The organism is Actinomadura alba (assembly GCF_014323705.1).
Lineage (GTDB): Bacteria > Actinomycetota > Actinomycetes > Streptosporangiales > Streptosporangiaceae > Actinomadura_C > Actinomadura_C alba.
This window is the reverse complement of the sequence record NZ_JABVEC010000049.1, coordinates 24,444-46,203: the sequence shown is the minus strand read 5'-3', so window position 1 is coordinate 46,203 and position 21,760 is coordinate 24,444. Positions and strand designations below refer to the sequence as shown.

The following is a 21,760-nucleotide window of genomic DNA, read 5'->3' as shown; positions in this document are numbered from 1 at the left end:
AAGGGCCGGCACCATCGCCATCGCGATGACCGGGAGCGCCAGCACCACGGAGGTGATGAGCCGGTGACGCAGTGACCGTGCCTCGTGGTCCTCGGACTCGTCCTCGCCCCGGTCGCCGGCGGCCTCGGTGCCGGCGGTGTTCGGGGGCGGGGGCAGCTCGGCGGTGTAACCGGCCTTCTCCACCGAGGCGATCAGCTCGGCGGGGTCCACGTTCTCTTGGAAGTGGACCTTGGCCTTCTCGGTGGCGTAGTTGACGGTGGCCGTCACGCCCTCCATCTTGTTGAGCCGTCTCTCGATGCGAGCGGCACAGGAGGCGCAGGTCATCCCGCCGATCGCCAGCTCGATCTGCGCCGTGGTCGCGCCGGATTCCACCGCGTCCTCCTCAGCCATGGTCGTGGTCCCTGGGGCCACCAGGTGCCCGTAGGCCTCCAGGTAGGGCTGAAGGTCGGTCACCGGCCGGCCGGCCGGCCCTGCTCACCGACAGCGTGAGCCGGCTGCTCTTCCCGGGGACGAGGTCGCCGGTCAGCTTCACTGTGTAGTCACCGATCCGCGCCGTCCGCTCGGCCTTCGGCAGCGGCTCGGGCCGGAAGTCGCCCGGTGCCGAGATGTCGGTGCCGAGGGTCAGCTGCCGCTCGGCCGTCTCGGGCCTGACGTCGGCGAACACAGGGTACACCCCCGCCTCCGGCAATCGCGGCCGACGTGGGCCCGGCCGGCCGGCCGGGCCCGGCGGCCGCGCCGAAGAGGACGGCCGGCCCCGCCACACACGCTCCGAGCCTGATGGGCGTGTTCATGAATCCTCCCGCTCGACCCCAGTTACCCCTAGGGGGTATCGATCTCAGAATGGCATCCGAGCGGGCGAGATGCAACCCCTACCCCCTATAGGTGTCAGCCCCTGGGTGGCAGGTGGGGGCTCTCCTTCGAGATCGGTTTCGGCGGTGCCATACCGGCCTCCTCCGGTTGGGACCGGCCGAACGGACGCCTTGACCTGCCCAGGAACCCGACGGTGGGCCGCTGTTCCCCCTCTTCGCGGGCGATCTGCTCGGGGCGCCGGGTCGTGCTGACGCCGACGCCCATGGGCGACCGCGCCAGGGTGTCCGTGGAGGGCACCCCACCGAGCTCCTCCTTGGACGGTTCACGGCCGGGCCACTGCGGCCCGGGTGGCGGGCTCGCGAAGGCGAGGTCGCCGGCCCTGCGGACCTCGGGGCTCCCCGTCCCCACGGCGGGAGAGAAACCGTGCCAGTGTTCCTCCGGATATGTCATCTCATGCCACCTCCGTTCCTTCTCCAGCCTGTCACCAGGCCTCGGCGGGAAAGCGACGACCGGTGGCGGCGTCACATCTGCCGGATCTTGATGTAGCGCCTCAGTTCGGGGAGCGATCGGACGACGAGCACGGTGATCCCGGCGACGGCCGCGCCGACGAGTATGTGCCTGAGCATGGGTCACGTCCTCTCTGGATGCCGTTCCCTGATCAGTTCGAGCACGAGATCAGCGGCCCGGTCCACAGCGCCGGCGACCGGCGGGCTGAGCTCCATGCCGGGCGAGGTGTCGGCCGGCTCGCAGCCGACGATGAGGACGCGACCCGCCGCCCCCACGCGACCCGCCGTCCCCTCGCGCTCGCCGCCGTGGTCGCCGCCGCCGTCGCGACCGAGCACTTCGGCGAGGGCCAGCACCGCCTCGGGGGTCAGGCCGTGGCCGTCGACGCACGGGACGGGCTGGTCGCCGGGCCGGGGCTCGATGACGTACAACGTGCCGGGCGCACCGCCATGGGGCACCGCGTCGACGAGGATCACGGCGGAGTAGCCGGAGCTGAGCTCATAGGCGAGGTGCAGGCCCCCGGTGCCGAAATCGGTCACCGAGGTCCCGGCGGGCAGTGGCATCGCGGCGAGCCGGCGGGCGACCACGCTGCCGAAGCCGTCGTCGCCGAGGAAGATGTTCCCGCATCCGGCCACCAGGACTCTCATGGTGCGGCTCCTTCGCGGTGGCCGTCCCGGCCGGCCGTGCCGCTGCGGCCCGGCCCGGCGGTGATGGGTTCGATCTCGTCCGGGGCGAAGTAGCGGAAGCGGCCCTGAGTCCGCTGCAGGTCGGCGCCCGGGTCGTCCTCCAGGGTGACCGCCAGGTGCTCGGCCCCGTCGATGTCGATGAGCACGGCCTCCACCACGGCGGCCCGGCCGGCGAGGAACATGTCCTGGGCGTCGGCCCCCCGCACGCCGGGCCGGAGGAGCACCCGGCTGCCCCTGCCGACCGGTACGCCCGCGACGAGCACGCTGTCGACCTCCGAGGTCACCGGGCCTTGTTGAGTCGTGGCGTGTCGGGGTTCACGGGCACCTGGAGACCCCGACACGCCACGAGTCGACGTCGTAACCGGGCCCAGGCCGCGGATCGCGCCGTGCAGCCGCTCGATCAGCTCCGGAGGCAGGTCGGCGACCCGCTGGACCAGCTCGGCGGCTCGCGGATCGGTGGCCACCGCCTCCCGCCGCTCCGCCTCGGTGAGGGTGAGCGTGCGCAGGCTCAGCAGCTCGTCGATCTCCGTGCCGTCGAACAGCTCGCCCGGGCTCTCGGGAGCGATGACCGGATGGTCGTACAGGATGATCGGTGACGACAGCAGCACGTCGCGGGCCTCGGGATCGCCGACGAGCACCGGCCAGGTGTGCTCGTTCCGGCAGTCCTCGGCGGCGGCTCTGGCCCACTCCGGCGGATCGAGCAGGGAGACGAATCGTCCGCCGGTGACACTCAGCAGCAGATGGGTGGCGATCAGCGAACGGCGCAGCGCCCGTTCGCGCGGTGCCTCGGGCTCGTCCCACCCGGCCGTGTTGCACACGTCGATCCGCAACCTGACCAGGCCGTACGGCCCGTCGACGCGCGTGGCGCGCAGCCGGAGCCCGGCCTGCAGCGGCAGGTGCTCGCGCACGATGCGGGCCGGCGCGCCGCTGATCGGCTCGACGTCCAGGTCGCCCGGGATGCCGACATCGACGGCGTGCTCGGCCTCGAGCAGGCCGGCCAGCGGCAGGACGGCCAGGGTCTCCCGGGGGGTCGCCTCGTCGTAGCCGAAGTGCGTTGTGCCGCCGACCGTGAGCCGCGTGACCGGGCGGTACCCGCCGGGGCCGTCCCCCTCGATCGCGCGCTCGATGGTACGGGTCCTGACGTGCAGGAATCGCAGGTGCAACCGCAGCGCCGCCCGTGTGCCGGCTTCGAGCAGGCATTCGGTGCGGCTGGCCGAGGGCTCGCCGGTCGCGGTGAAGCCGGGCGGCACGAGGACTCCGAACTGCCAGCGGATCCGGTTCTTCGGTGCGGAGGCGCGGTAGGGATAGAGCAGGTAGCCCTCGAACAGGACCGCGTCGGCGATCCTGCGGGCGTCCTCGATCGCGGTGCTCATCGCGGGGACTCCTGGAGCAGCCGTTCAACGGCCTCGTCCCACGTGGCCAGGGCATGGCTGGACTTGAACCGGTGAAGGGCCCGGAGAGTGTCGCGGCGGAGCCGCAGCCAGCCGGAACCGGGGAAGTAGAGGTTCATGAGCTCCTGCCACACGGCCACCGGAAGCCGGCACCGGGCCTCCCGGTCCCACGGCACCGGCCGTACGGTGAAACCGGCCGCCGCGCGGGCGAACACCGTGCCGCTGAACAGCAGGAGCAGCGGGATCTCACCGTCGTCGAGCGCGGCGAAGTAATGGCCCGCCGCGACCTCCATGTCGTAGCCGCACGGCACCGGCAGATCGACCTCCGTGCTGCCGGTGAAGCCCGGGACCATCAGCGAGACGCTGGCGAACTGCATCGCCTGCTGCGTCTCGTCCCACCGGGCGGGGGCGCCGAAGACGTCGGTGAGCAGTACCGACTCGGCCTCGGTGTAGCGCCGCAGCCGCGGCTCGACCCTGATCTGGCAGCGCAGCGCGATCGTGTGCACGCCGTCGGGCGACGGCTCGGTGATGCGCAGCCGCAGAAGCAGCGTGGGCGAGACGGCGTGGGCCTCCGCGCGCGCTCCCAGGCACTCGAACCGCAGTTCACTCAAGGTCGTCTCACTCAAGGTCGTCGATCCTTCCGGATGTCGTCTCCCGGCAACGCCCGCGCAACGTGCCGAAGTAGGACTCCAGCGCGTCCCATGCCTCCGGGCCGCCGGTGAAGCCCTTCCAGTTCAGCCGGAGCAGACCGACCAGCTCGTAGCAGGCGTCGATCGGCACCAGATAACAGCCGAAGCCGTCCGGGCCGCGGTCGACCAGCAATGCCTCCACGTCGGGCCGGGCGTCGGCGACCCGGGGGTTGGCGGCCAGCACGCGCTCCCAGGTGTCCAGCGGCAGCTCCGACTCGGTGGCGCCGCCGGGGCCCGGATAGAACGCGACACTGCGGCCGAGTGAGGAGTTGTGGAAGAAGAACGCCATCCGTACCGGGATCTGCAGCTCCTCCCAGTCGGCGGCCGAGATCTCGAATGTCGGCGTGTAGACGTAGCGGTCCGGCACGGCGCGATAACGCCCCCGCGCCGCCCCCGGTCGCAGGAACAGCAGACAGCAGCCGCGGCAGGTGCACATCAGCGCGCGGCTCTCCAGATCCACCACGTGGCGGTGCTCCGGCTCGATCGACTCCGCGCACATCTGGCACGCCTGCACCTCGGCCCCGGCCTCCGCCGGCTCGCGGAACCGCCGCAGTTTGATGATCATTTGGCTGCGCCCCCGGGCACCGGGCTCGGCTCCGGCGGGCGGCGGCCGATCTGCAGCAGCGGCGCCGTGTCGTCGGCCGGGACCTCGACCTCGACCCGCGAGATCTCCGGCGCCGCCTCGGCGATGGCCCGCTCGATGGCGTCGGTGACGGTGCGCAGGGAGGACGGGCAGCCGTGGCGGCCGCCCTCCATGCGCAGCCGTACGACGCCGTCCGCGGTGACGCCGAGCAGTTCCACCCCGCGCTGGTCCGCCCCGAGGCGCGGACGTACCTCGTCGAGTGCCTCGCGTACGCGCTCATCGGTGGTCAGCGGGTGCAGGTCGTGCAGGATGAGCAGCCCGGAGACGAGGTCGTCGGTGGTCAGCCCGTGGAGCACCTCGGCGGCGTCGGTCTCGATGACGATCTGCAGAATGCGCTCCAGGCCGCCGCCGTACAGCTCGATCAGAGCCTTGACCAGTTCCTCGGCCGTGGCCCGCGTCGTGGGGTCGGGACGGCCACGGAGCTCGTCGAGCAGGGCCTCGACCCGGTCACCGGTGGAGTGGACGGCGTGGAACGGCGGGGTCGTGCCGCCGGGCGGGCGGGCCGGCCGGCCGGGGCCTGGAGGGCCCGTGACGGAGCGGGCGGTACGGACGCTTCGGGCGGTCTGGGCTTCCGGCATCTGTGCTGATCCCCCTGTTCGTGCCGCGGCTGCTCACCTGCCGGGCGGTCATGGCGTCGAGAAGGCGTGCGGGCTGTGCACCCTGCGCAGCTCCTGTCCCTTGCCGAGGTACATGTGCACGCCGCAGGGCAGGCAGGGGTCGAAGCTGCGGACGGTCCGCATGATGTCGATTCCCTTGAAGTTCTCCGGTCCGTTCTCCTCGAAGATCGGGGTGTTCTGCACCGCGTCCTCGTACGGGCCCGGCGTCCCGTGGCTGTCACGCACGCTGGCGTTCCACGGGGTCGGCGGGTACGGGTGGTAGTTCGCGATCTTGCCGTCTCTGATCACCATGTGGTGGGACAGCAGGCCGCGCACCGCCTCGGTGAAACCACAGCTGATCGCGTTCTCCGGGACGGTGAACGGCGACCAGGTCTTGGTCCGCCCCTGGCGCACCTCGTTCAGCGCCTGCTCGGCGAAGTGCAGAGCACAGGCCGCCGCGTAGGCCTGGAAGTAACTGCGGGCGCGGTTGCGCTCGAGCGCGTTCGACATGAACTCGCCGCCACGCACGGGGATCCGCCAGACCAGGGTCTTCGGCGGGCGGGCGGCCGTCTTGGGCAGGTTGATGCGGACGCTGCCGTCGCCGGGCGTCTCGATGTAGCCGATGTCGACGGACGCCGACAGGGCCGTGGACCACAGGCGGGCGAGGGGTCCACCGCCGGTGTCGAGGGCGAGCAGGTCCGTGCCGTCGAACCACCGGGGCGACATCACCCAGCTGTAGTTGCCCGCGAAGTCGCGCTTCTGCGGTCGCGGGATCGTGTGCTGGTTCCACGGGTGCCGCCGGTCGACCGGGTTGCCGAGCGGGTCATGGGTGACGAACTGCTCCTGGTCCACCCAGTCGTCGTAGTAGGAGCTGCCCAGCAGGATCCGGATGCCGAGATTGATGTCGACGAGATCGTCGGTGACCAGCCTGCCGTCGACGATGACGCCCGGCGTGACGAACATGCGGCGGCCCCAGTCGCCCATGTTCTCGTACCGGAAGTCGCAGTGCTCGGGATCGTTGAGGCTGCCCCAGCAGCCCAGCAGCACGCGACGCCGCCCCACCTCCTCGTAGCCGGGGAGCGCGTCGTAGAAGAAGTCGAACAGGTCGTCGTGCATCGGTACGACCCGCTTCATGAAGTCCACGTACTTCATCAGGCGGGTGAGGTAGTCGGTGAACACCTGCACCGTCGCGACCGTGCCGACGCCGCCCGGGTAGAGCGTGGAGGGGTGCACGTGGCGGCCCTCCATGAGGCAGAACATCTCCCGCGCGAGCCGGCTCACCTGGAGCGCCTCGCGGTAGAACTCGCCCTGGAGCGGGTTCAGCGACCGCATGATGTCGGCGATGGTCCGGTAGCCGTGCTCGCCCGCGTGCGGTGCCTCGGTGCGCTCGGCGAGGGCCAGCACGCCGGGGTTGGTCTCGCGGACCATGTGCTCGCAGTAGTCCACCCCGACGAGGTTCTCCTGGTAGAGGTTGTGGTCGAACATGTACTCGGCGGCCTCGCCCAGGTTGAGGATCCACTCGCCGATGTGCGGCGGCCGTACGTCATAGGCCATGTTCTGGGCGTAGACGGAGCAGGTCGCGTGGTTGTCACCGCAGATCCCGCAGATCCGGCTGGTGATGAAGTGCGCGTCCCGCGGGTCCTTGCCCTTCATGAAGATGCTGTAGCCCCGGAAGATGGACGAGGTGCTGTGGCACTCCACGACCTCGCGGTTGGCGAAGTCGATCTTGGCGTAGATCCCGAGGCTCCCGACGATGCGGGTGATCGGGTCCCAGGCCATCTCCACGAGCTGCCGGTCCTGCTCCTTGCTCGTTGCGCGATCGGCTTTCTGGGTCGTCATGTGATCAGCTCCAGTGCGCCTTGTGACCGGTGAGCAGTTGGCGGCCCCTGCGGCGCCACTTCGGTTCCTTGTCGACGGTCCTCAGCGTGAAGCCGCGCAGGGTGCGGATCACCGTCCCGGTGGTGGAGCTGATGGAGGAGGAGACCCGGGCGCCCGGCGGCTCGTCCATGAACGGCATGAACTTGTCCGGGAAGCCGGGCATCGTGCAGGCGATGCAGATGCCGCCCACGTTCGGGCAGCCCCCGATGCCGTTCATCCAGCCCCGCTTGGGGACGTTGCACTTCACGACGGGTCCCCAGCAGCCGATCTTGACCAGGCAGGTCGGCGTGCCGTACTCCGTGGCGAACTGGCCCTGCTCGTAGTAGCCGCCCCGGTCGCAGCCCTCGTGCACGGTCTGGCCGAATAGCCAGGTCGGCCTCAGCGCCTCGTCGAGCGGAATCATGGGGGCCTGCCCGGACAACTGGTAGAGCAGGTAGAGGATCGTCTCGGAGAGGTTGTCCGGCTGGATCGGGCAGCCGGGCACGTTGACGATCGGCAGCCCGGCTTTGGACCGCCACTCCCAGCCGAGATAGTCGGCGACGCCCATGGCCCCGGTCGGGTTGCCCGCCATCGCGTGGATGCCGCCGTACGTGGCGCACGTGCCGGCGGCGAGCACCGCCGTCGCCTTCGGGGCCAGCCGGTCCAGCCACTCGCTGGTCGTCATCGGCTGGCCGGTCTCGGGGTTGTTGCCGAACCCCGCCCAGTAGCCCTCTCGTTTGATGGCCTCGTTGGGGATGGACCCTTCGACGACGAGGACGAACGGTTCGAGTTCGCCCCGGTCGGCCCGGAAGAACCACTCGATGAACGGATCGGCGCCCTGCATGGGCCCGGACTCGAAGTCGACCAGCGGCCAGTGCACCGCGACCCTGGGGAGCCCCGGCAGCACGCCGAGCGCGATGTCCTCGATGCTCGGCTGGCTGGCCGCCGTCAGGGCGACGGAGTCACCGTCGCAGCTCAGGCCCGCGTTTATCCAGAGAATGTGGATGAGCGGTTCGTCCGGCCGTCCCGGGCCGGCCTCCGTGGACGTGCTTGGCGCCGTCATGCTGCCTCCCCAGTGTCAGCGGTGGTCGCCTTCGAGCTGCCGGGCCGTCGCACTCCGGCCGGAGGACTGTGTGCTGCCCCGATTCCGGACATCCACACACTCCGTAATGGACCGTGCTATTCACGCTATGTCGCCTGTTCTCGGAGTCGACACCGTTGGCAACACAATCTGCGGTAAAGGCTGATTCGGCGATGTAAGTTCTTGTCGACGACACGCGCAGGGTCCGCAGGGGCCCGTCGGGAGCCGCCGGCGTGGGGACTATGCCTTGACGGAGGCCATGACCGCCGCGAACTCGTCGAGCTTCCCGTACGTCTCCTCGGCCGGGAGGGTGGGAAGGGCGAAAACCATCCTGTCGACGCCCGCCTCGACCACCCGCTCGATCGCCTCGCGGTCGGCGGGCACCCCGTAGACCGTCACCGGGAGGCGTCCCCGGCCGGCCTCGCGAGCGCGCCGCTCCAGCTCGGGGATCCGCTCGATGATGGTGTCGACGCCCATCGCGAAGCTGGGCATCCAGCCGTCGCCGTACTCCACCACGCGGTCGAGCGCGGTCGGCCCGCTGCCGCCGACGTAGATCGGCGGGTGCGGGCGCTGCACCGGCTTGGGCCAGGAGAAGATGCGGTCGAAGTTCACGAACCGGCCATGGATCGCCGCCTCGTCGGTCGTCCAGATCTCCTTCATCGCGAGGACCCGCTCGCGGAGCAGATCCATCCGGGTCGTCGGGTCGGTGCCGTGGTCGCGCATCTCCTCGCGATTCCAGCCCGCGCCGATGCCGACGATGACCCGCCCGCCCGACACCTGATCGAGGCTCGCCACCTCTTTGGCGGTGATGATGGGGTCGCGTTCGACGACGAGGAGGATCCCGGTGCCGAGCAGCAGCCGTTCGGTGACCACGGCGGCCGCCGTGAGGACCACGAAGGGATCGAGCGTCCGGTAGTACTCCCTCGGCAGCTCGCCGCCCTGGGGCCACGGTGACTCGCGCTTGACCGGGATGTGCGTGTGCTCGGCCACGAACAGCGACTCGAACCCGCGCTCCTCGACGGCACGGCCCAGTTCCACCGGTCCGATGCCCTCGTCGGTCACGAAGGTCGTCACCCCGAACCTCAGCCCGTCGTCGGTCACCACGGGTTCATTCCAGGCCCGTCCGTGGTCCAAACGCCTCGGTGATCGGTGGACACAGCCCGCTGACCAGGGCGATCCGGTGACCCGGCCGGGAGGGGGAGTCTTGGCCGCCGCGCTTCCCGGGTACACCCGGCGAGAGGAGCGGACAGCGGAAGGCACCGCCATACCCCGCGGGAATCCGGGTCGGCCCACGTTCCGGCCGGCGAAGAAACGCGCTTGTGCGGCCGTCGCCGCGCGCCGCGACGACGTCGTACGGCTCAGCCGGGCGATCCACGCCGAGCCCGAACTCGGTTTCGAAGAGCACAACGCGGCACGGTGGCTCGGGGACCTGCTCGCCGATGCGGGCTTCGCGGTCACGGCGGGGCCATGTGATCTGCCCACCGCTCTGATCGCGGCCACGGGCGGGGGTCCGTTCGTGGTGGACGTGTTCGCCGAGTACGACGCCCTGCCGGGGATCGGACATGCCTGCGGGCACAACCTGATCGCGGCGGGCGCGGTCGCCACCGCTCTCGCGCTGGCGCCGGCCGCCGACGACCTCGGGCTGACGGTGCGGGTGGTCGGCGCTCCGGCGGAGGAGACCGGCGGTGGCAAGGTCCTGCTCATGGAACGCGGGGCCCTGCGCGACACGCGACTGGCGCTCATGGCGCATCCGGGACCGTACGACTGCGTCACGCCGTGCTTCGTCGCGGCCGGTGGCCTCGAGGTGCGCTACGACGGCCGGGAGGCGCATGCCGCGCTCAATCCGTTCGACGGGATCAACGCCGCCGACGGGATGCATCTGGCCCAGACCGCGATCGCCCTGCTGCGCCAGCATCTGCGTCCGGGCGAGTTCGTGCACGGGGTGGTCACCGAGGCCGGGTCGGCGCCCAATGTGATCCCCTCGGTGGCGCGCGCGACCTATGGCCTGCGCGCTCCCGATCTGCCCGCGCTGGCCGAGCTCACCGCGCGGGTGACCGCGTGCTTCGAGGCCGGTGCCCTGGCGACCGGGGCGCGGCTGGGGTTGACGCCCGACGCCGTGTCGTACGCGGAGCTCAGGTCCGACCCCGCGCTGGCCGAGTCGTTCCGGGACAACGCACCCGCGATGTGGGCCGAGCCGGCCGACGCGCCGAGCCGGGTCTTCGGCTCCACTGATTTCGGCGACGTGTCACATGTCGTGCCCGCGCTGCATCCGGTGTTCGGCATCGGGGCGTCGGTGGCCAACCACCATCCCGGCTTCGCCGCCGCCGCGGCGACCCCTCACGCCGAGGAGGCCATGCTCGCCACCGCACGCTCGCTCGCCTGGACGGTGATCGACCACGCCGGTCGGCGGTCTCTCGGCTGACGGGCCGGGATCCGCCCCAGCGAGCGGGCACCGGACGATGGCGCGGGAGGAGCCGGTGCGGAGGTCCGCGACATGGGCAGGTCGCCGTCCTCTCTTCTGTCGACGCCTGGGACCGCCGGTCACCGTCTGTCACCGGCACCGTCGCGGCCGGCCCCGCTCCGGCGGTGTCCTCGCGGCGGGTGTCGAGGTCCCCGCACCGCCGTTTCCCGTGGTCCTCGTGGGTCGGTTGGCCCATTCCACGGCGTTGCAGAAGGAACGGGGGATAACGTGTTCCGTGACGGCTCGATTACGCTTCGTAAGGGACGGTCCTGATGTCGGATGGCCGGTCTGAGATTTCGGATGGTCTCGCCGAGGTGACGATCGGCGAGTGGCTGAATCGGCTCGCGACCGCCGAGGGCCCGGGCGGATACGCCTGCGCGCTGATCAGCGTCGCGCAGGCCGTGGCCCTGGTCGAGAGGATCTGCGACATCACGCTCGCCGATGACGCGCTCGAAACACTGCACCCGGCCGTCGCCGGGTGCCTGTCGGAGGCCGGTGGGGTACGGCTGCGGGTCCTGGAACTGCTGAGGCAGGCCGCGGAGGCGCACGTCGGTCTGCAGGCGGCCTACCTGCTGCCGGCCGACGACACGGCGGACCAGAACAGCCGCCGGCACGCGTTCCAGGCCACGGCCGAGGTGTCGGCGGCGGTCGGGATCGAAGTGGTCAAGGTGGCGGCCAAGGCCGCCGACCTGGCCGGTGATCTGCACGGCCGGGCCGACCCGGTCATGTTCGCGCACATCGGCGAGGCCGCCGCGCTCAGTGCCGCGGCCATCGAGGCGGCCGCGCTCCACTGCTGGTTGCATCTGGCGGATGTGATCGGCACAGGGTTGAAGACCGATCTCGATCGGGAGTTGCACGAGCACATCGACAAGGGGCTCGGCAGCGCCTCCGTGGCGATCTACAACGCGCGGGCCCAGGGCAGGGAAGGCGTCGGCCTCTGACTTAGCCGCGCGGCGGTCCCGGGCGCCCGCCCGGCCTCGCCCGTCTCATCGCGGCTCGGATCAGGTCGCGTACCCGATCGGCGAGCGCCGGCGCCGGACCGGCCGGCAGGTTCGCCGGGGCGCTCTCCATCCCGGGACGCGGACGGGTCGGGGTGAGGCCCTCCGCCACCCGCAGGGCGGCGGCCAGGCTCCTGCGCTCGTTCTCACCGACCTCCTCGCGCAGCCTGACGAACTCGTGACGCTCTTCCGCCAGCGCATGGGCGAGCACCTCGTCGCGCAGCTGATCCAGGATGCCCAGGAAGCGCGGGTCCTCGGTGTCCATGTTCTCCAGCTCGGCGAGGATGGCCTTGGCCGTTTGCTCCTCGGCGAGGCGGTCCCGCACGATGCCCTCGCCGCCGGCGAGGGTACGGCGGGCCAGTGGGTGCACGATCTGTTCTTCGGCGCTCTCGTGCACGGCGAGCAGCCGCGCCAGCCGATCGAACGCCGTCCGGCGTTCCGTCCCGATGGCGAGCGCGACCGCGATGAAGAGGTCTCTGATCTCGGCGTGCTGCCTGATGAGCAGGTCGATGACGTCCTCCGAGGCCGGAGCCGCCGGGGTCGGCGGGGTCGGCGGCTGCATGGCTCCCCCTCGTCGTCGAGTACGGCCGATCGCCGCTCATCTCCCTACCCGGGGGCCGGCGCCGCACGCGATGAGCGTGTGGGACGACGGTAAAGACTTCGTCTCCGGAGCCGACCTGCCGATGACGTGGCCGTGGACACGGGTGTACGGCCTGAGCTGCGGGAACGTTGTACGTGAGGGTCGACAAATCGCCTCGAATGGGGCAGGGGGGATCGATGATGAGCACGGAGAACGTCAGCAGCGCGCCCATGGGCTCGCACACCGGTGCGCACAAGGTCGTACTGGGTACGTACAGCACTCACGACGCGGCACAGCACGCGGTGGATCTCCTGGCGGAGCACAACTTCCCGGTCGAGCACGTCACCATCGTGGGCACCGGCCTGAGGCTGGAAGAGCAGGTGACCGGCCGGTGGACCCTGCCCAGGGCGGTGATCGCCGGCGCCGGTACCGGTGGGTGGATCGGACTACTGATCGGCCTGGTGTTCTGGATCGTCAGCCCATGGGCGGTGGGTGCGGTCATCTCCGCGATCCTGCTGGGCCTGCTCTTCGGCGTCGTCTTCGCCGCGATCGCCCATGGGGTGCAGCGGCGGACCTTCACGACCGTGTCCGCCATCGTCGCCGACCGCTACGACGTCATGGTCGACGCGGAGTTCGCCGAAGAGGCCCGGCGGGTGCTCGCCGCCGCGCTCTCGGCCACCGACCCGGCGGCGGACCAGCCGAGCTGAGGCGCCCGCCGATGGCTTGACGGCGCCGGTGGCGAAGTGTGATCTCGGGAGGGCCGGGTGTGGGAGCCTCGCGCACCCTCCCGATCACACGGCCGTCCCGTTTGATGACCCCGACCCCGACGTACGGTGGGACTGTGCGGCGTCGCAGACGGATCTATCTGATCATGATGGGCACCTGTGTCACGCTCTTCGTGCTGGCCTGGGCGGTCGTCCGGTTCTACTCGACCGGTGCCGCGGTCGTGATGTCGATGGTGGCCCTGGTGATCCCGCCGTTCGCCGCCATCGTCGCCAACCGCAGCGACGACCGAGGCGACCGAGGCGACCGAGGCGACCGACCGGAATAACCGTCGCTGACCGGGAAGAACCGGTCCATGACGACAGCTCGATCCGCGACCATCGAAACCCGTATCCCGGCCCGCTTGGATCGTCTGCCCTGGTCTCGATGGCACTGGCTGGTGCTCACCGGTCTCGGCACGGTGTGGATCCTCGACGGTCTCGAGGTCAACGTCGTCGGGGTCATCGGGCCGCGGCTCACCGACCCGTCGGGCGGTCTCGGGCTGACGGACTCGCAGGTCGGGCTGGCCGCCTCGATCTACGTCACGGGCGCGTGCCTCGGCGCGCTGCTGTTCGGTTACCTGACCGACCGTTTCGGCCGCAAGAAGCTCTTCCTCATCACCCTGGCGCTCTATCTGACGGCCACCGTCGCCACCGCGTTCTCCATGAACGCGCTCTGGTTCTACGCCTGCCGTCTCCTCACCGGAGCGGGCATCGGCGGGGAGTACGCCGCCATCAACTCGGCCATCGACGAACTGATCCCCGCCCGGGTGCGCGGGCGCGTCGACATCCTCGTGAACGGCTCGTTCTGGATCGGCACCACGATGGCGGCGGCCCTGTCCCTGCCCATCCTCAACTCCGATCTCCTGCCCGCCGATCTGGGCTGGAGGGCGATGTTCCTGCTCGGCGCGCTGCTGGGGCTCGGCGTCATGCTGGTCCGGCGTACGGTGCCCGAGAGCCCCCGCTGGCTGTTCATCCACGGCCGTCAGGACGAGGCCGAGCACATCGTCCGGGGCATCGAGCGCAAGGTCGAGGAGGACAGCGGCGAGCGCCTCGCCGAGCCCGATGAGAGCATCACCGTGCGCCAGCGCCGGGCGATCGGGTTCGGGATGATCGCGCGGACCATGGTCCGCGACTACCCCCGCCGGTCCATCCTGGGCCTGGCGCTGTTCGTCGGCCAGGCGTTCCTCTACAACGCCGTCTACTTCACCTATGCGCTGGTGCTCGCGAAGTTCTTCCAGGTTCCGGACGGCCGGGTCGGCCTCTATCTCATTCCCATCGGGATCGGGAACTTCATCGGGGCGCTCTTCCTCGGGCGGCTGTTCGACTCGATCGGGCGGCGGATCATGATCACGGGGTGCTACATCGTCTCCGGTGTCCTGCTGATCGGCACCGGCCTGCTGTTCCGGGAGGGCGTCCTGTCGGCGGCCACCCTCACCGCGTGCTGGTGTGCGGTGTTCTTCTTCGCCTCGGCCGGTGCGAGTGCCGCGTACCTCACCGTGAGCGAGCTCTTCCCGATGGAGACGCGTGCCATGGCGATCGCCTTCTTCTACGCGGTCGGCACCGCGCTCGGCGGCATCATCGGACCCACGCTGTTCGGCCGCCTGGTCGAGACGGGTGAGGTGATGGCCGTGACCAACGGATACTTCCTCGGCGCCGCACTGATGATCGCCGCCGGGCTGGTGGAGCTGGCCATAGGCGTCGAGGCGGCCGGGCAGTCGCTGGAGAGGATCGCCCCGCCGCTCTCCACCGCGAGCCGGCGCTGACCGGTTCCGGCGGCGGCGCGCCGCCGCATTGATCGCCCCTCTCGTGGCACAACGACTGCGAAGACCCGTTCCAGGGGAGGCGACATGGCAGTCTGGGGAAGGACGAACGCGAAGGCGTCCGACACGTCCGTGGACATGGGGCTGATCGGCGTCTACCTCAACGACCACCTGGCGGGGTCCACCGCCGGCGTCGAGCTCGTGCGTCGCGCGGCCAGGTCCCAGCGGCACTGGGTGGGCGGGCAGGTTCTCGAACGGATCGCCGCCGAGATCGCTGAGGACCGGGCCGAGCTGATCGCCATGATGCGGGCCCTCGGGGTTCCGGTCCGCCGCTACAAGGTCTGCGCCGGCTGGGCGGTGGAGAAGCTCGGCCGGGTCAAGGTGAACAGGCGGCTTGTGCGCAGGTCGCCGTTGAGCGACGTCATCGAGCTCGAAGCGCTCCGGCTCGGCATCGAGGGCAAGCAGGCCGGCTGGCGGGTGCTGCGAATGCTCGCCGACACGGACGACCGCCTCGACCCCGCCCGTCTCGACCGGCTCATCGGCCGGGCCCGTGGTCAGGCCGAGACCGTCGAGGACCTGCGGGTCCGCGCGGCCGAACGGCTGCTCGGGTCGGCTTGATCCGCGGCGGATGCCCGGCCGCCGGGCGCCACCCGCGCGGCGGCCGGCGCGGCCGGGGCTGGATCGCCGACGACCGGGCGGGCGGCAAGGGAGTCGGATGCCCGCCCGGTGTCGGGTTCACGCCGGGCACTGCGCCGCTACTCGGCGCCGTGCCGGCGAGCACTGGAGGCTCCGGCCGTCGTGGTGTACGGCCCGGAGCGGCTCGGGCCAGGGAGCCGGCCCGATCGGCCGTGAGGAGAAGTACCGTGAGGACAAGTGTGACAAAACTGGACTAACAGCAGCATAGTCCGTACGTGACGTCAGCCGGTGACGACCACGAGGGGGCGGGCCGGGGCGGAACTGCGCTCGAGTTCGACTTCGAAGCGGCTGCGGTCACCGCGATGGAACGCCACGAAGCTCTCCACGGGACGGTCGTCGACCCCGAGGCTGACACTGCGCAGGACGAGCACGGGGGCTCCCCGCGCGAGGCCCAGGCTGCGGGCGAGCGATGGGTTCGCCGCTGCGGCCTCCACCGACCGGCGTCCCCGCACCAGCCGTACGCCGTACTTCTGCTCGAGCAGCGCGTAGAGGGACTGGTCGGTCAGATCCTCGTCGACGAGTCCGGGCGCCAGGTCGGCCGGCACGTGGGTGATGGTGAGCACCCACGGTTCCTCGTCGACGTAGCGCAGCCGTTCCACCACGGTCACCGGCGTGTCCGGCTCGATGTCGAGGTCGGCCGCGATCTGGGCGTCCGCGGGCACCACCGCGAGCTTGCGGACGTCGCTGCGCAGGTGCCCGCCGCGCGCCGCCACGTCCTCGTAGAGGCCGGTGAGCGACTGCACGAGTCCCTCCACCGTCTTGGGCTTGGCGAAGAAGGTGCCACGTCCCTTGATCCGCTCGATGACGCCCTCGGCCTCGAGCTCGGCCAGCGCCTGCCGCACCACCGTACGGGAGATGCCGTACCGGACGCAGAGCTCATGATCGCCAGGCAGCCGGTCGCCCGGCTGGCAGTTCTGCCGTTCGATCTCCGCGAGGAGGATCAGCTTGAGCTGATGGTAGAAGGGCAGCGGTGAGGAGCGATCAATACTTGACTGCATGTCATTAGAGGATAACAAGTTACGGGCAGGCTGTCCCGCGCGCTCGGCGCCAGGACAGGGATGCAGCGCCAGGACAGGGATGGCGCTCAGGGGCTCCACGCCAGTGCCCTCGCCGGATTGTCCACGAGTACGGTGCGCACCAGCTCGGCGCCGCCTTCGCGTTCCAGCCGGGGAACGAACCGGGCCGGCAGGTAGGCGAGCCCGGGCATGCCGCCGTACGCCACGTAGCGGGTCCTGCGCGCGACGTCGCCGCCCAGCAGCACGCGGTCGGCACCGCCCAGCGCCGCGACCCGGAGCAGGCAGTCGAGGAGCACGGAGTCCGGCCACTGGCGGGTGCGCGCCATACCGTCGTAGCCGAGGTAGGCGCCCGTAGCGGCGAGTTCGGCGTGCGCGCCCGGGTCGGGGTTGCGATCGAGGTGGGCGAGCACCACCCGATCGGCGGGTACCCCGCCGGACGCGAGGAGCTCCAGGACCTCCACCGCCGCGCTGCCGTGCTCGAGGTGGACCATGACCGGTGCTCCCGTCGCGCGGTGGGCCGCAGCGACGGCGTCGAGCACGTCTCGTTCGAACGGGCTGATCGACCAGTAGCCGGTACCCGCCTTCAGCAGGCCGGCCCGCACGGGCTCGCCCTTCGGTGAGCGTGCCGGAGCGGATTCGCCGGGGCCGTCCATGGCCGGGGCACCGTCCAGCAGGTCCGCGGTGAAGCGCTCGGCCAGCCGGGCGGGCCCGAGTGCGGTCAGCCAGTGGCCGCTGGGATAGTGCGCCTCCCGGTGCGCCCCCGTCGTCAGCACGACGCCGAGCCCGGTGCGCGCGCTGATCCGCGCGGTCGCCGCCGGGTCGCGGCCGAGGCCGGTCGGCGTGGCCTCGACCATCGCGTCGATGCCCGCGGCACGCAGCAGCCGGGCCTCCTCGCCGCTGAGGTCCTCGTCGTCGAGCTCGTCGCCGGGCAGCAGCGGCGTCACCTGGAACAGGTGCTCGTGGTAGTCGGTCCGGCCCAGCGCGGCGGCCTCGATGTCGCCGAGCACCGTGCGGACCCGGCCGATCACCTCAGCTCCTCCGCGATGGCCGCCAGCCGCTCGACCGTCGCGGTGTCGAGGTCGAGATGGAAGACCTCGGCGATGGCCTGGGTCCAGCCGTGGATGAAGTAACGCCACCCGTCGATGACGGTCAGGTCGCGCGCGTCGCGCTGGGCGAGGGACTGCTGCAGGAAGTCGAGCCGGCCCCGGTAGTTGAGCTCCCACACCAGGCCGTGCTCGGGGAACCGCACCGCGGCGGTGAGAGGTGATCCGGGCCGGTCCTTGCCGAGCCCGGTCGCGTTGACGACCAGGCTGCCCCGCGCCGCCGCAGTGACCAGCCGGTCGCCGTCCCCGGCCGACTCCACCAGCTCGTAGCGGAAGAGGCCCGGATCGAGCTCTCCGCCCAGGTGCACGTCACGCAGATGGGCGAGCCGCTCCGCGGAGGTGTCGGTGCAGACGATCCGCGCGGGAGCGTCCGGCCGGCGGGCGAGATACCAGGTGAGGGCGGTACCGGCACCGCCCGCGCCCAGGCAGACGACGTCGGCGCCGGTGCGCGCGAAATGCCCCGGTGGCAGGAACTCCTCCAGCGAGAGCCCCGCCGTCACCGGGTCCTTGGCGTGGCCGATCAGGCGCCCGCCGTTCTTGGAGATCGACGAGATCTCGCCGCAGAGCCGCGCGAACTCGTCCAGCTCATCGAACTGGTCGCTCGCGGCCCGGAACACTCCGATCTTGTGCGTGGTCACGAGCGCCCCGAGATGTGCAGGGTCGTCGCGGATCGCCGTGACGAGCGCCCGGTAGTCGGCCGCGCTCGCGTCGAGTGGCAGATCGTGGCCGACCAGCCGCCGCGCCGGTAGCCCGAGCGCCTCGGCCCACCGGGGGAACACCTTCATGATGGACGACCCCGCCGTGCGCACCCCGACGAAGCCCATCTTCGGTTCCGTCCCCGGGCCGCCGCCCGGGCCGGTCTCGGTGGCCGCCCGCGGGCTCACGCCGCCCGCCACTGCCGGACCGCCTCGGCGAACCCGCGCGCCCGGTCCTCGATCTCCTCGTAGCGCCCCGCTGCCAGGTCGGCGGCCGAGCACAGTTCTCCGCCCGCGCCGAGGGCCACCGCTCCGGAGCCGAGCCACGTGCCGAGGTTGTCCGCATTGACGCCGCCGGTCGGCACGAACGGCACGTCCGGGAACGGTCCGCGCAGCGAACGCAGGTAGCCGGGACCACCGAGCGAGGCGGGGAAGATCTTCACGGCGTGGGCGCCGAGCGCGGACACGCGCATGACCTCGCTCGGAGTGAGCGCGCCGAGGAGCACCGTCGTCCCGGTGCCGAGCATGGCCCGGCCCAGCTCGTCGGTGGTGCCGGGGCTCACCAGGAAGCGCGCGCCCGCGTCGGCCGCCTCGGTGGCCTGCCCGGGGGTGGTCACGGTGCCGGCGCCGAGCAGCACGCGGTCGCCGTACCTCCGGTCGATCTCCGCGATCACCGCGGCCGCGTCCGGGGTGCTGTAGGTGATCTCGATGCCGGTGACGCCGCCGGTGACCAGCGCGTCGACACCGCGCAGTGCGCTCGCGGTGTCCGGCGCGCGCACGACGGCCACGACGGCGGCTTCGGCCAGTGCGTGGAGTTCGGGGGCCAGTGCCTGAAGTTCGGCGGACGGGGTCATTTTTCCTCCTGGACGCGTACGGGGTGAGCCGGGCCGGCTCCGGACAGCACCGCGAGCACGTCGGCCGTCGCGGCCGAGCCCATGCGGTCGACGGCCTCGACGGTCTGCGCACCGATGTGCGGCGTGATGACGACCCGCTGCGCGAGGTCGTCGGCGAGCAGCGGGCTTCCGGCATCGGTGCCCTCCGCTGACAGGGTGTCCGCGGCGTAGCCGCCGAGCCGGCCGGAGCGCAGCGCGGCCGCGACGGCCGCCTCGTCCACGAGATCGGCGCGGGCCGTGTTGACGATGACCTGCCCCGGCCGGGCTCGCTCCAGCCATGCCGCGTCCACGACCCGGTGCCCGCCGGGCGCGTGCAGTGAGACCGCGTCACAGTCGGCGGCCAGTTCCTCCAGCGAGGCCGGCCGGACGCCCAGCGCCCCGGCGTCGTCGCGGCGCAGGTACGGGTCATGGGCGAGGACCTCGGTGCCGAAACCGGTCAGCCTGCGCGCGACCGCCTGCCCGATCCGGCCGAAGCCGACCACGCCCAGGGTCAGGGATCCCAGCTCACGGCCGCGACGCACGCCCCAGTCGCCGGAGCGCACGCCCCGGTCACCGGCCACGATGCCGCGCAGAGCCGCCAGCAGGAGACCGATGGCGTGCTCGGCGACGGCGTCGCTGTTGGCGCCGGGGGTGTTCGTCACGGTCACCCCGCGACGTGCCGCCGCGGCCAGGTCGACGGCGTCGACGCCGACGCCGTACCTGGCCAGTACGCGCAGGCGTGGTGCCCGCGCGAGATGGTCCTCGGTGACCGGCCCGGTGCCGGCGATCCAGGCCACCGCGGCGGCGAGCGGCTCCGCCAACGCGGCGAGGTCGTGCGTCGCGGGTCCGCGCACCACAGTCAGACCGCCCGCCGCCAGTTCCGCGACCAGGTCGCGGGAACCGGAGGAGAACGACCGGGAGGTCACGAGCACGGTGCCGCGCGCCTGCGCCGGGACCGGGGCGGGTCCGGGGACGGGGGCGGGGGCGTCCGTGGTCGCCCGCGAGGTGTTCACGTGGACTCCCCGGCGTGCTCGAACCACGGCTCGAGCCTCTGGTAGGCGTCGAGGAAGAGCTCGTGGCGGCGGCGGTAGGCCTCATGCCGGGCCGGGTCGGGCGCGAACTCGCCGGTGACCTGTGACAGGGTCGGCGCGACCTCGAAGCCATCGAGGACCCCGGTGCCCACACCCGCCGTCACCGCGGCGCCCAGGCTGTTGGCCTCCTCCACGATGCTGCGCCGGCGGACCGTGGCCCCCCACACGTCGGCGAGGATCTGCAGCCACACGTCGCTCGCCGCTCCGCCGCCGATGGCGTCCACCCGGTCGACGGCGGCGCCGGACTCGCGGAAGGCGCCGACGCAGGTACCGAGATTGAACGCCACGCCTTCGAGAACCGCCCGGGTCAGGTGCGCGGGGCCGTGGTGGCGCGACAGCCCGACGAAGGCGCCCTTGGCGGCGGGGTTCCAGTACGGGGACCGCTCGCCGAGCAGGTGCGGCAGGAAGTACAGACCCTCCGAGGACGCCTCAGCCGTGTCGGCGTCGGCCACCAGGCGGCGGAACCGGTCGGCGTCGTCACCCGGCACCAGCAGATCGGTGACCCATTGCAGGGAGCCGCCGCCGGCCTGCATCGTCGCGGTCGGGACGTACTGGCCCGGCACGACATGGTCGAACGTCATGGTGCGCATCCCCGGGTCGTGCAGCGGAGCGCCCGCCGAGACCGAGACCCAGGACGATGAGCCGAGATAGGCATAGGCGCCCGCCTCGGGGCTCACCACCCCGGCTCCCACCGCCGCCAGTGGGCCGTCGCCGCCGCCGATCACCACCGGAGTGCCGGCGAGCAGCCCGGCCGGCCCGGCCGCGGCCTCCGTCACCTCGCCGACCACGGTCGTCGACGGCACGATCTCGGGGAAGAGGGCGGGGTCGAGGCCGGCGGCGGCGATGAGCTCCGCTGACCACGTACCGCGGAGCTGGTCGTAGGCGTTGGTCGACGACGCGTCCGACGGATCGGTGACCAGCACGCCGGTGAGCCGCTGGACGACGAAGTCCTTCGCCAGGCAGACGTGCGCGACCCGGGCGAAGGTCTCCGGCTCGTTGTCACGGACCCACATGACCTTCGTGAGTGAGTAGGTGGGGTTCAGCCGGTGGCCGGTGACGCGGTAGGCCGGCTCCATGCCGAACCCGTCGATGAGCACGTCGCACTGATCGGTGCTGCGATGGTCGGCCCAGATGATCGCCGGACGGACCGCCTCGTACGCGGAGTCGAGGAGGACCGCGCCCATCATCTGGCCGGAGAAGCCCACGCCCCGTACGTCGCCGGGTGCGGTGCCGGAGTCGGCGAGCAGCCGCCGGGTGGCCGAGCACACCGCCCGCCACCACTGCTCCGGATCCTGTTCGGCGACCCCGCCGTGGTCGAACCTGGTCGGGTAGGGCACCGTGACCGACGCGACGAGCCGTCCTCCGTCGTCGTGCAGCGAGGCCTTGTCACCGGTCGTGCCCAGGTCGTGTGCCACCAACATGGTCGTTCCTCACGCTTGTCTTCTGCGGTGCGCGGGCGTGCGTCCT

25 protein-coding genes are annotated in these 21,760 nt (G+C 71.5%); 6 read left to right on the top strand and 19 right to left on the bottom strand.

All coding sequences use genetic code 11. The features are described 5' to 3' along the window. The 12 genes from HKK74_RS35895 to HKK74_RS35845 all read right to left on the bottom strand — a co-directional run. Positions 1–390: cation transporter (locus HKK74_RS35895; RefSeq protein ID WP_187247873.1), on the bottom strand; the 390-nt coding region annotated here is incomplete at its 3' end. Continuing rightward, the gene (locus tag HKK74_RS35890) at positions 383–673 is read right to left on the bottom strand and encodes a hypothetical protein (protein ID WP_222723160.1); all 291 of its coding nucleotides are present in this window, start codon (positions 671–673) and stop codon (positions 383–385) included. The genes HKK74_RS35895 and HKK74_RS35890, both read right to left, overlap by 8 nt. A gap of 212 nt (positions 674–885) precedes the next feature. Beyond that, positions 886–1,260, bottom strand: coding sequence for a hypothetical protein (locus HKK74_RS35885; RefSeq protein WP_187247871.1), 375 nt, complete (start codon positions 1,258–1,260; stop codon positions 886–888). A 71-nt stretch (positions 1,261–1,331) separates the two neighbouring features. Beyond that, positions 1,332–1,436 carry a DUF6893 family small protein gene (locus tag HKK74_RS42075; protein ID WP_376771585.1) on the bottom strand — a complete coding sequence of 35 codons (105 nt, stop codon included), beginning with the start codon at positions 1,434–1,436 and terminating at the stop codon, positions 1,332–1,334. 3 nt (positions 1,437–1,439) lie between these two features. Next, positions 1,440–1,961, bottom strand: a complete 522-nt coding sequence (locus tag HKK74_RS35880) for a hydrogenase maturation protease (RefSeq protein WP_187247870.1) — start codon at positions 1,959–1,961, stop codon at positions 1,440–1,442. Then, entirely contained in the window at positions 1,958–3,373 is a 1,416-nt protein-coding gene (locus HKK74_RS35875; RefSeq protein ID WP_222723159.1) for a hypothetical protein, read from the bottom strand. The genes HKK74_RS35880 and HKK74_RS35875 overlap by 4 nt, the downstream gene beginning before the upstream one ends. After that, positions 3,370–4,017 carry a DUF6084 family protein gene (locus HKK74_RS35870; RefSeq protein ID WP_246492321.1) on the bottom strand — a complete coding sequence of 216 codons (648 nt, stop codon included), beginning with the start codon at positions 4,015–4,017 and terminating at the stop codon, positions 3,370–3,372. The genes HKK74_RS35875 and HKK74_RS35870 overlap by 4 nt, the downstream gene beginning before the upstream one ends. Beyond that, entirely contained in the window at positions 4,010–4,645 is a 636-nt protein-coding gene (locus tag HKK74_RS35865) for a DUF5947 family protein (RefSeq protein WP_187247869.1), read from the bottom strand. Before HKK74_RS35865 ends, HKK74_RS35870 begins: the two co-directional genes overlap by 8 nt. Further along, a complete protein-coding gene (locus HKK74_RS35860; protein WP_187247868.1) occupies positions 4,642–5,301 on the bottom strand; it encodes a NifU family protein in 660 nt (219 codons plus the stop codon). Before HKK74_RS35860 ends, HKK74_RS35865 begins: the two co-directional genes overlap by 4 nt. Before the next feature lie 48 nt (positions 5,302–5,349). Continuing rightward, positions 5,350–7,158: a nickel-dependent hydrogenase large subunit gene (locus tag HKK74_RS35855; RefSeq protein ID WP_187247867.1), complete on the bottom strand. Its 1,809-nt coding sequence runs from the start codon at positions 7,156–7,158 to the stop codon at positions 5,350–5,352. Between the two features lie 4 nt (positions 7,159–7,162). Beyond that, complete coding sequence (locus HKK74_RS35850; RefSeq protein WP_187247866.1) at positions 7,163–8,239, bottom strand: NADH-quinone oxidoreductase subunit B family protein; 1,077 nt, start codon at positions 8,237–8,239, stop codon at positions 7,163–7,165. A gap of 258 nt (positions 8,240–8,497) precedes the next feature. Next, entirely contained in the window at positions 8,498–9,361 is an 864-nt protein-coding gene (locus tag HKK74_RS35845) for an LLM class F420-dependent oxidoreductase (protein WP_312882129.1), read from the bottom strand. 100 nt (positions 9,362–9,461) lie between these two features. Here HKK74_RS35845 and HKK74_RS35840 point away from each other — a divergent pair, with 100 nt between their 5' ends. Both HKK74_RS35840 and HKK74_RS35835 read left to right on the top strand, forming a co-directional pair. Beyond that, a complete protein-coding gene (locus HKK74_RS35840; protein ID WP_222723158.1) occupies positions 9,462–10,679 on the top strand; it encodes an amidohydrolase in 1,218 nt (405 codons plus the stop codon). Between the two features lie 353 nt (positions 10,680–11,032). Further along, complete coding sequence (locus tag HKK74_RS35835; protein ID WP_187247864.1) at positions 11,033–11,659, top strand: cyclodeaminase/cyclohydrolase family protein; 627 nt, start codon at positions 11,033–11,035, stop codon at positions 11,657–11,659. Between the two features lies 1 nt (position 11,660). Here the strand turns inward: HKK74_RS35835 and HKK74_RS35830 are convergent, their stop codons facing one another. Beyond that, positions 11,661–12,278, bottom strand: a complete 618-nt coding sequence (locus HKK74_RS35830; protein WP_187247863.1) for a hemerythrin domain-containing protein — start codon at positions 12,276–12,278, stop codon at positions 11,661–11,663. A gap of 218 nt (positions 12,279–12,496) precedes the next feature. Here HKK74_RS35830 and HKK74_RS35825 point away from each other — a divergent pair, with 218 nt between their 5' ends. The 4 genes from HKK74_RS35825 to HKK74_RS35810 all read left to right on the top strand — a co-directional run bounded on the left by HKK74_RS35825 (position 12,497) and on the right by HKK74_RS35810 (position 15,438). Further along, on the top strand, positions 12,497–13,003 hold the full coding sequence (locus HKK74_RS35825) for a YflT domain-containing protein (protein WP_222723157.1): 507 nt from the start codon (positions 12,497–12,499) through the stop codon (positions 13,001–13,003). Positions 13,004–13,137: 134 nt separating this feature from the next. Beyond that, positions 13,138–13,347 (top strand): DUF3099 domain-containing protein, encoded by a 210-nt coding sequence (locus HKK74_RS35820; protein WP_312882127.1) that lies wholly within the window; start codon positions 13,138–13,140, stop codon positions 13,345–13,347. 27 nt (positions 13,348–13,374) lie between these two features. Next, positions 13,375–14,823, top strand: coding sequence for an MFS transporter (locus HKK74_RS35815; RefSeq protein WP_187247861.1), 1,449 nt, complete (start codon positions 13,375–13,377; stop codon positions 14,821–14,823). 84 nt (positions 14,824–14,907) lie between these two features. Further along, positions 14,908–15,438, top strand: coding sequence for a hypothetical protein (locus HKK74_RS35810; RefSeq protein ID WP_187247860.1), 531 nt, complete (start codon positions 14,908–14,910; stop codon positions 15,436–15,438). A 299-nt stretch (positions 15,439–15,737) separates the two neighbouring features. On the opposite strand, the gene HKK74_RS35805 is transcribed toward HKK74_RS35810, so the two are convergent. From HKK74_RS35805 to xylB, 6 genes are all read right to left on the bottom strand, one after another. Then, the gene (locus HKK74_RS35805; RefSeq protein WP_187247859.1) at positions 15,738–16,514 is read right to left on the bottom strand and encodes a GntR family transcriptional regulator; all 777 of its coding nucleotides are present in this window, start codon (positions 16,512–16,514) and stop codon (positions 15,738–15,740) included. An 86-nt stretch (positions 16,515–16,600) separates the two neighbouring features. Next, positions 16,601–17,560, bottom strand: coding sequence for a phosphotriesterase family protein (locus HKK74_RS35800; RefSeq protein WP_222723156.1), 960 nt, complete (start codon positions 17,558–17,560; stop codon positions 16,601–16,603). After that, positions 17,557–18,519, bottom strand: a complete 963-nt coding sequence (locus HKK74_RS35795; protein WP_222723155.1) for a shikimate dehydrogenase family protein — start codon at positions 18,517–18,519, stop codon at positions 17,557–17,559. The genes HKK74_RS35800 and HKK74_RS35795 overlap by 4 nt, the downstream gene beginning before the upstream one ends. After that, positions 18,516–19,184, bottom strand: a complete 669-nt coding sequence (locus tag HKK74_RS35790) for a bifunctional 4-hydroxy-2-oxoglutarate aldolase/2-dehydro-3-deoxy-phosphogluconate aldolase (protein WP_187247858.1) — start codon at positions 19,182–19,184, stop codon at positions 18,516–18,518. The genes HKK74_RS35795 and HKK74_RS35790 overlap by 4 nt, the downstream gene beginning before the upstream one ends. After that, complete coding sequence (locus tag HKK74_RS35785) at positions 19,181–20,215, bottom strand: NAD(P)-dependent oxidoreductase (protein WP_222723154.1); 1,035 nt, start codon at positions 20,213–20,215, stop codon at positions 19,181–19,183. The genes HKK74_RS35790 and HKK74_RS35785 overlap by 4 nt, the downstream gene beginning before the upstream one ends. Next, positions 20,212–21,714 carry a xylulokinase gene (gene xylB, locus HKK74_RS35780; protein WP_187247857.1) on the bottom strand — a complete coding sequence of 501 codons (1,503 nt, stop codon included), beginning with the start codon at positions 21,712–21,714 and terminating at the stop codon, positions 20,212–20,214. Before xylB ends, HKK74_RS35785 begins: the two co-directional genes overlap by 4 nt. Positions 21,715–21,760: the final 46 nt, after the last annotated feature.

Coding starts and splice junctions, on each gene's coding strand:
- HKK74_RS35875 (WP_222723159.1), bottom strand. CDS start 3,373: ATGAGCACCGCGATCGAGGACGCCCGCAGGATCGCCGACGCGGTCCTG.
- HKK74_RS35830 (WP_187247863.1), bottom strand. CDS start 12,278: ATGCAGCCGCCGACCCCGCCGACCCCGGCGGCTCCGGCCTCGGAGGAC.
- HKK74_RS42075 (WP_376771585.1), bottom strand. CDS start 1,436: ATGCTCAGGCACATACTCGTCGGCGCGGCCGTCGCCGGGATCACCGTG.
- HKK74_RS35880 (WP_187247870.1), bottom strand. CDS start 1,961: ATGAGAGTCCTGGTGGCCGGATGCGGGAACATCTTCCTCGGCGACGAC.
- HKK74_RS35825 (WP_222723157.1), top strand. CDS start 12,497: ATGAGCACGGAGAACGTCAGCAGCGCGCCCATGGGCTCGCACACCGGT.
- HKK74_RS35855 (WP_187247867.1), bottom strand. CDS start 7,158: ATGACGACCCAGAAAGCCGATCGCGCAACGAGCAAGGAGCAGGACCGG.
- HKK74_RS35850 (WP_187247866.1), bottom strand. CDS start 8,239: ATGACGGCGCCAAGCACGTCCACGGAGGCCGGCCCGGGACGGCCGGAC.
- HKK74_RS35865 (WP_187247869.1), bottom strand. CDS start 4,645: ATGATCATCAAACTGCGGCGGTTCCGCGAGCCGGCGGAGGCCGGGGCC.
- HKK74_RS35815 (WP_187247861.1), top strand. CDS start 13,375: ATGACGACAGCTCGATCCGCGACCATCGAAACCCGTATCCCGGCCCGC.
- HKK74_RS35860 (WP_187247868.1), bottom strand. CDS start 5,301: ATGCCGGAAGCCCAGACCGCCCGAAGCGTCCGTACCGCCCGCTCCGTC.
- HKK74_RS35790 (WP_187247858.1), bottom strand. CDS start 19,184: ATGACCCCGTCCGCCGAACTTCAGGCACTGGCCCCCGAACTCCACGCA.
- HKK74_RS35805 (WP_187247859.1), bottom strand. CDS start 16,514: ATGCAGTCAAGTATTGATCGCTCCTCACCGCTGCCCTTCTACCATCAG.
- xylB (WP_187247857.1), bottom strand. CDS start 21,714: ATGTTGGTGGCACACGACCTGGGCACGACCGGTGACAAGGCCTCGCTG.
- HKK74_RS35885 (WP_187247871.1), bottom strand. CDS start 1,260: ATGACATATCCGGAGGAACACTGGCACGGTTTCTCTCCCGCCGTGGGG.
- HKK74_RS35810 (WP_187247860.1), top strand. CDS start 14,908: ATGGCAGTCTGGGGAAGGACGAACGCGAAGGCGTCCGACACGTCCGTG.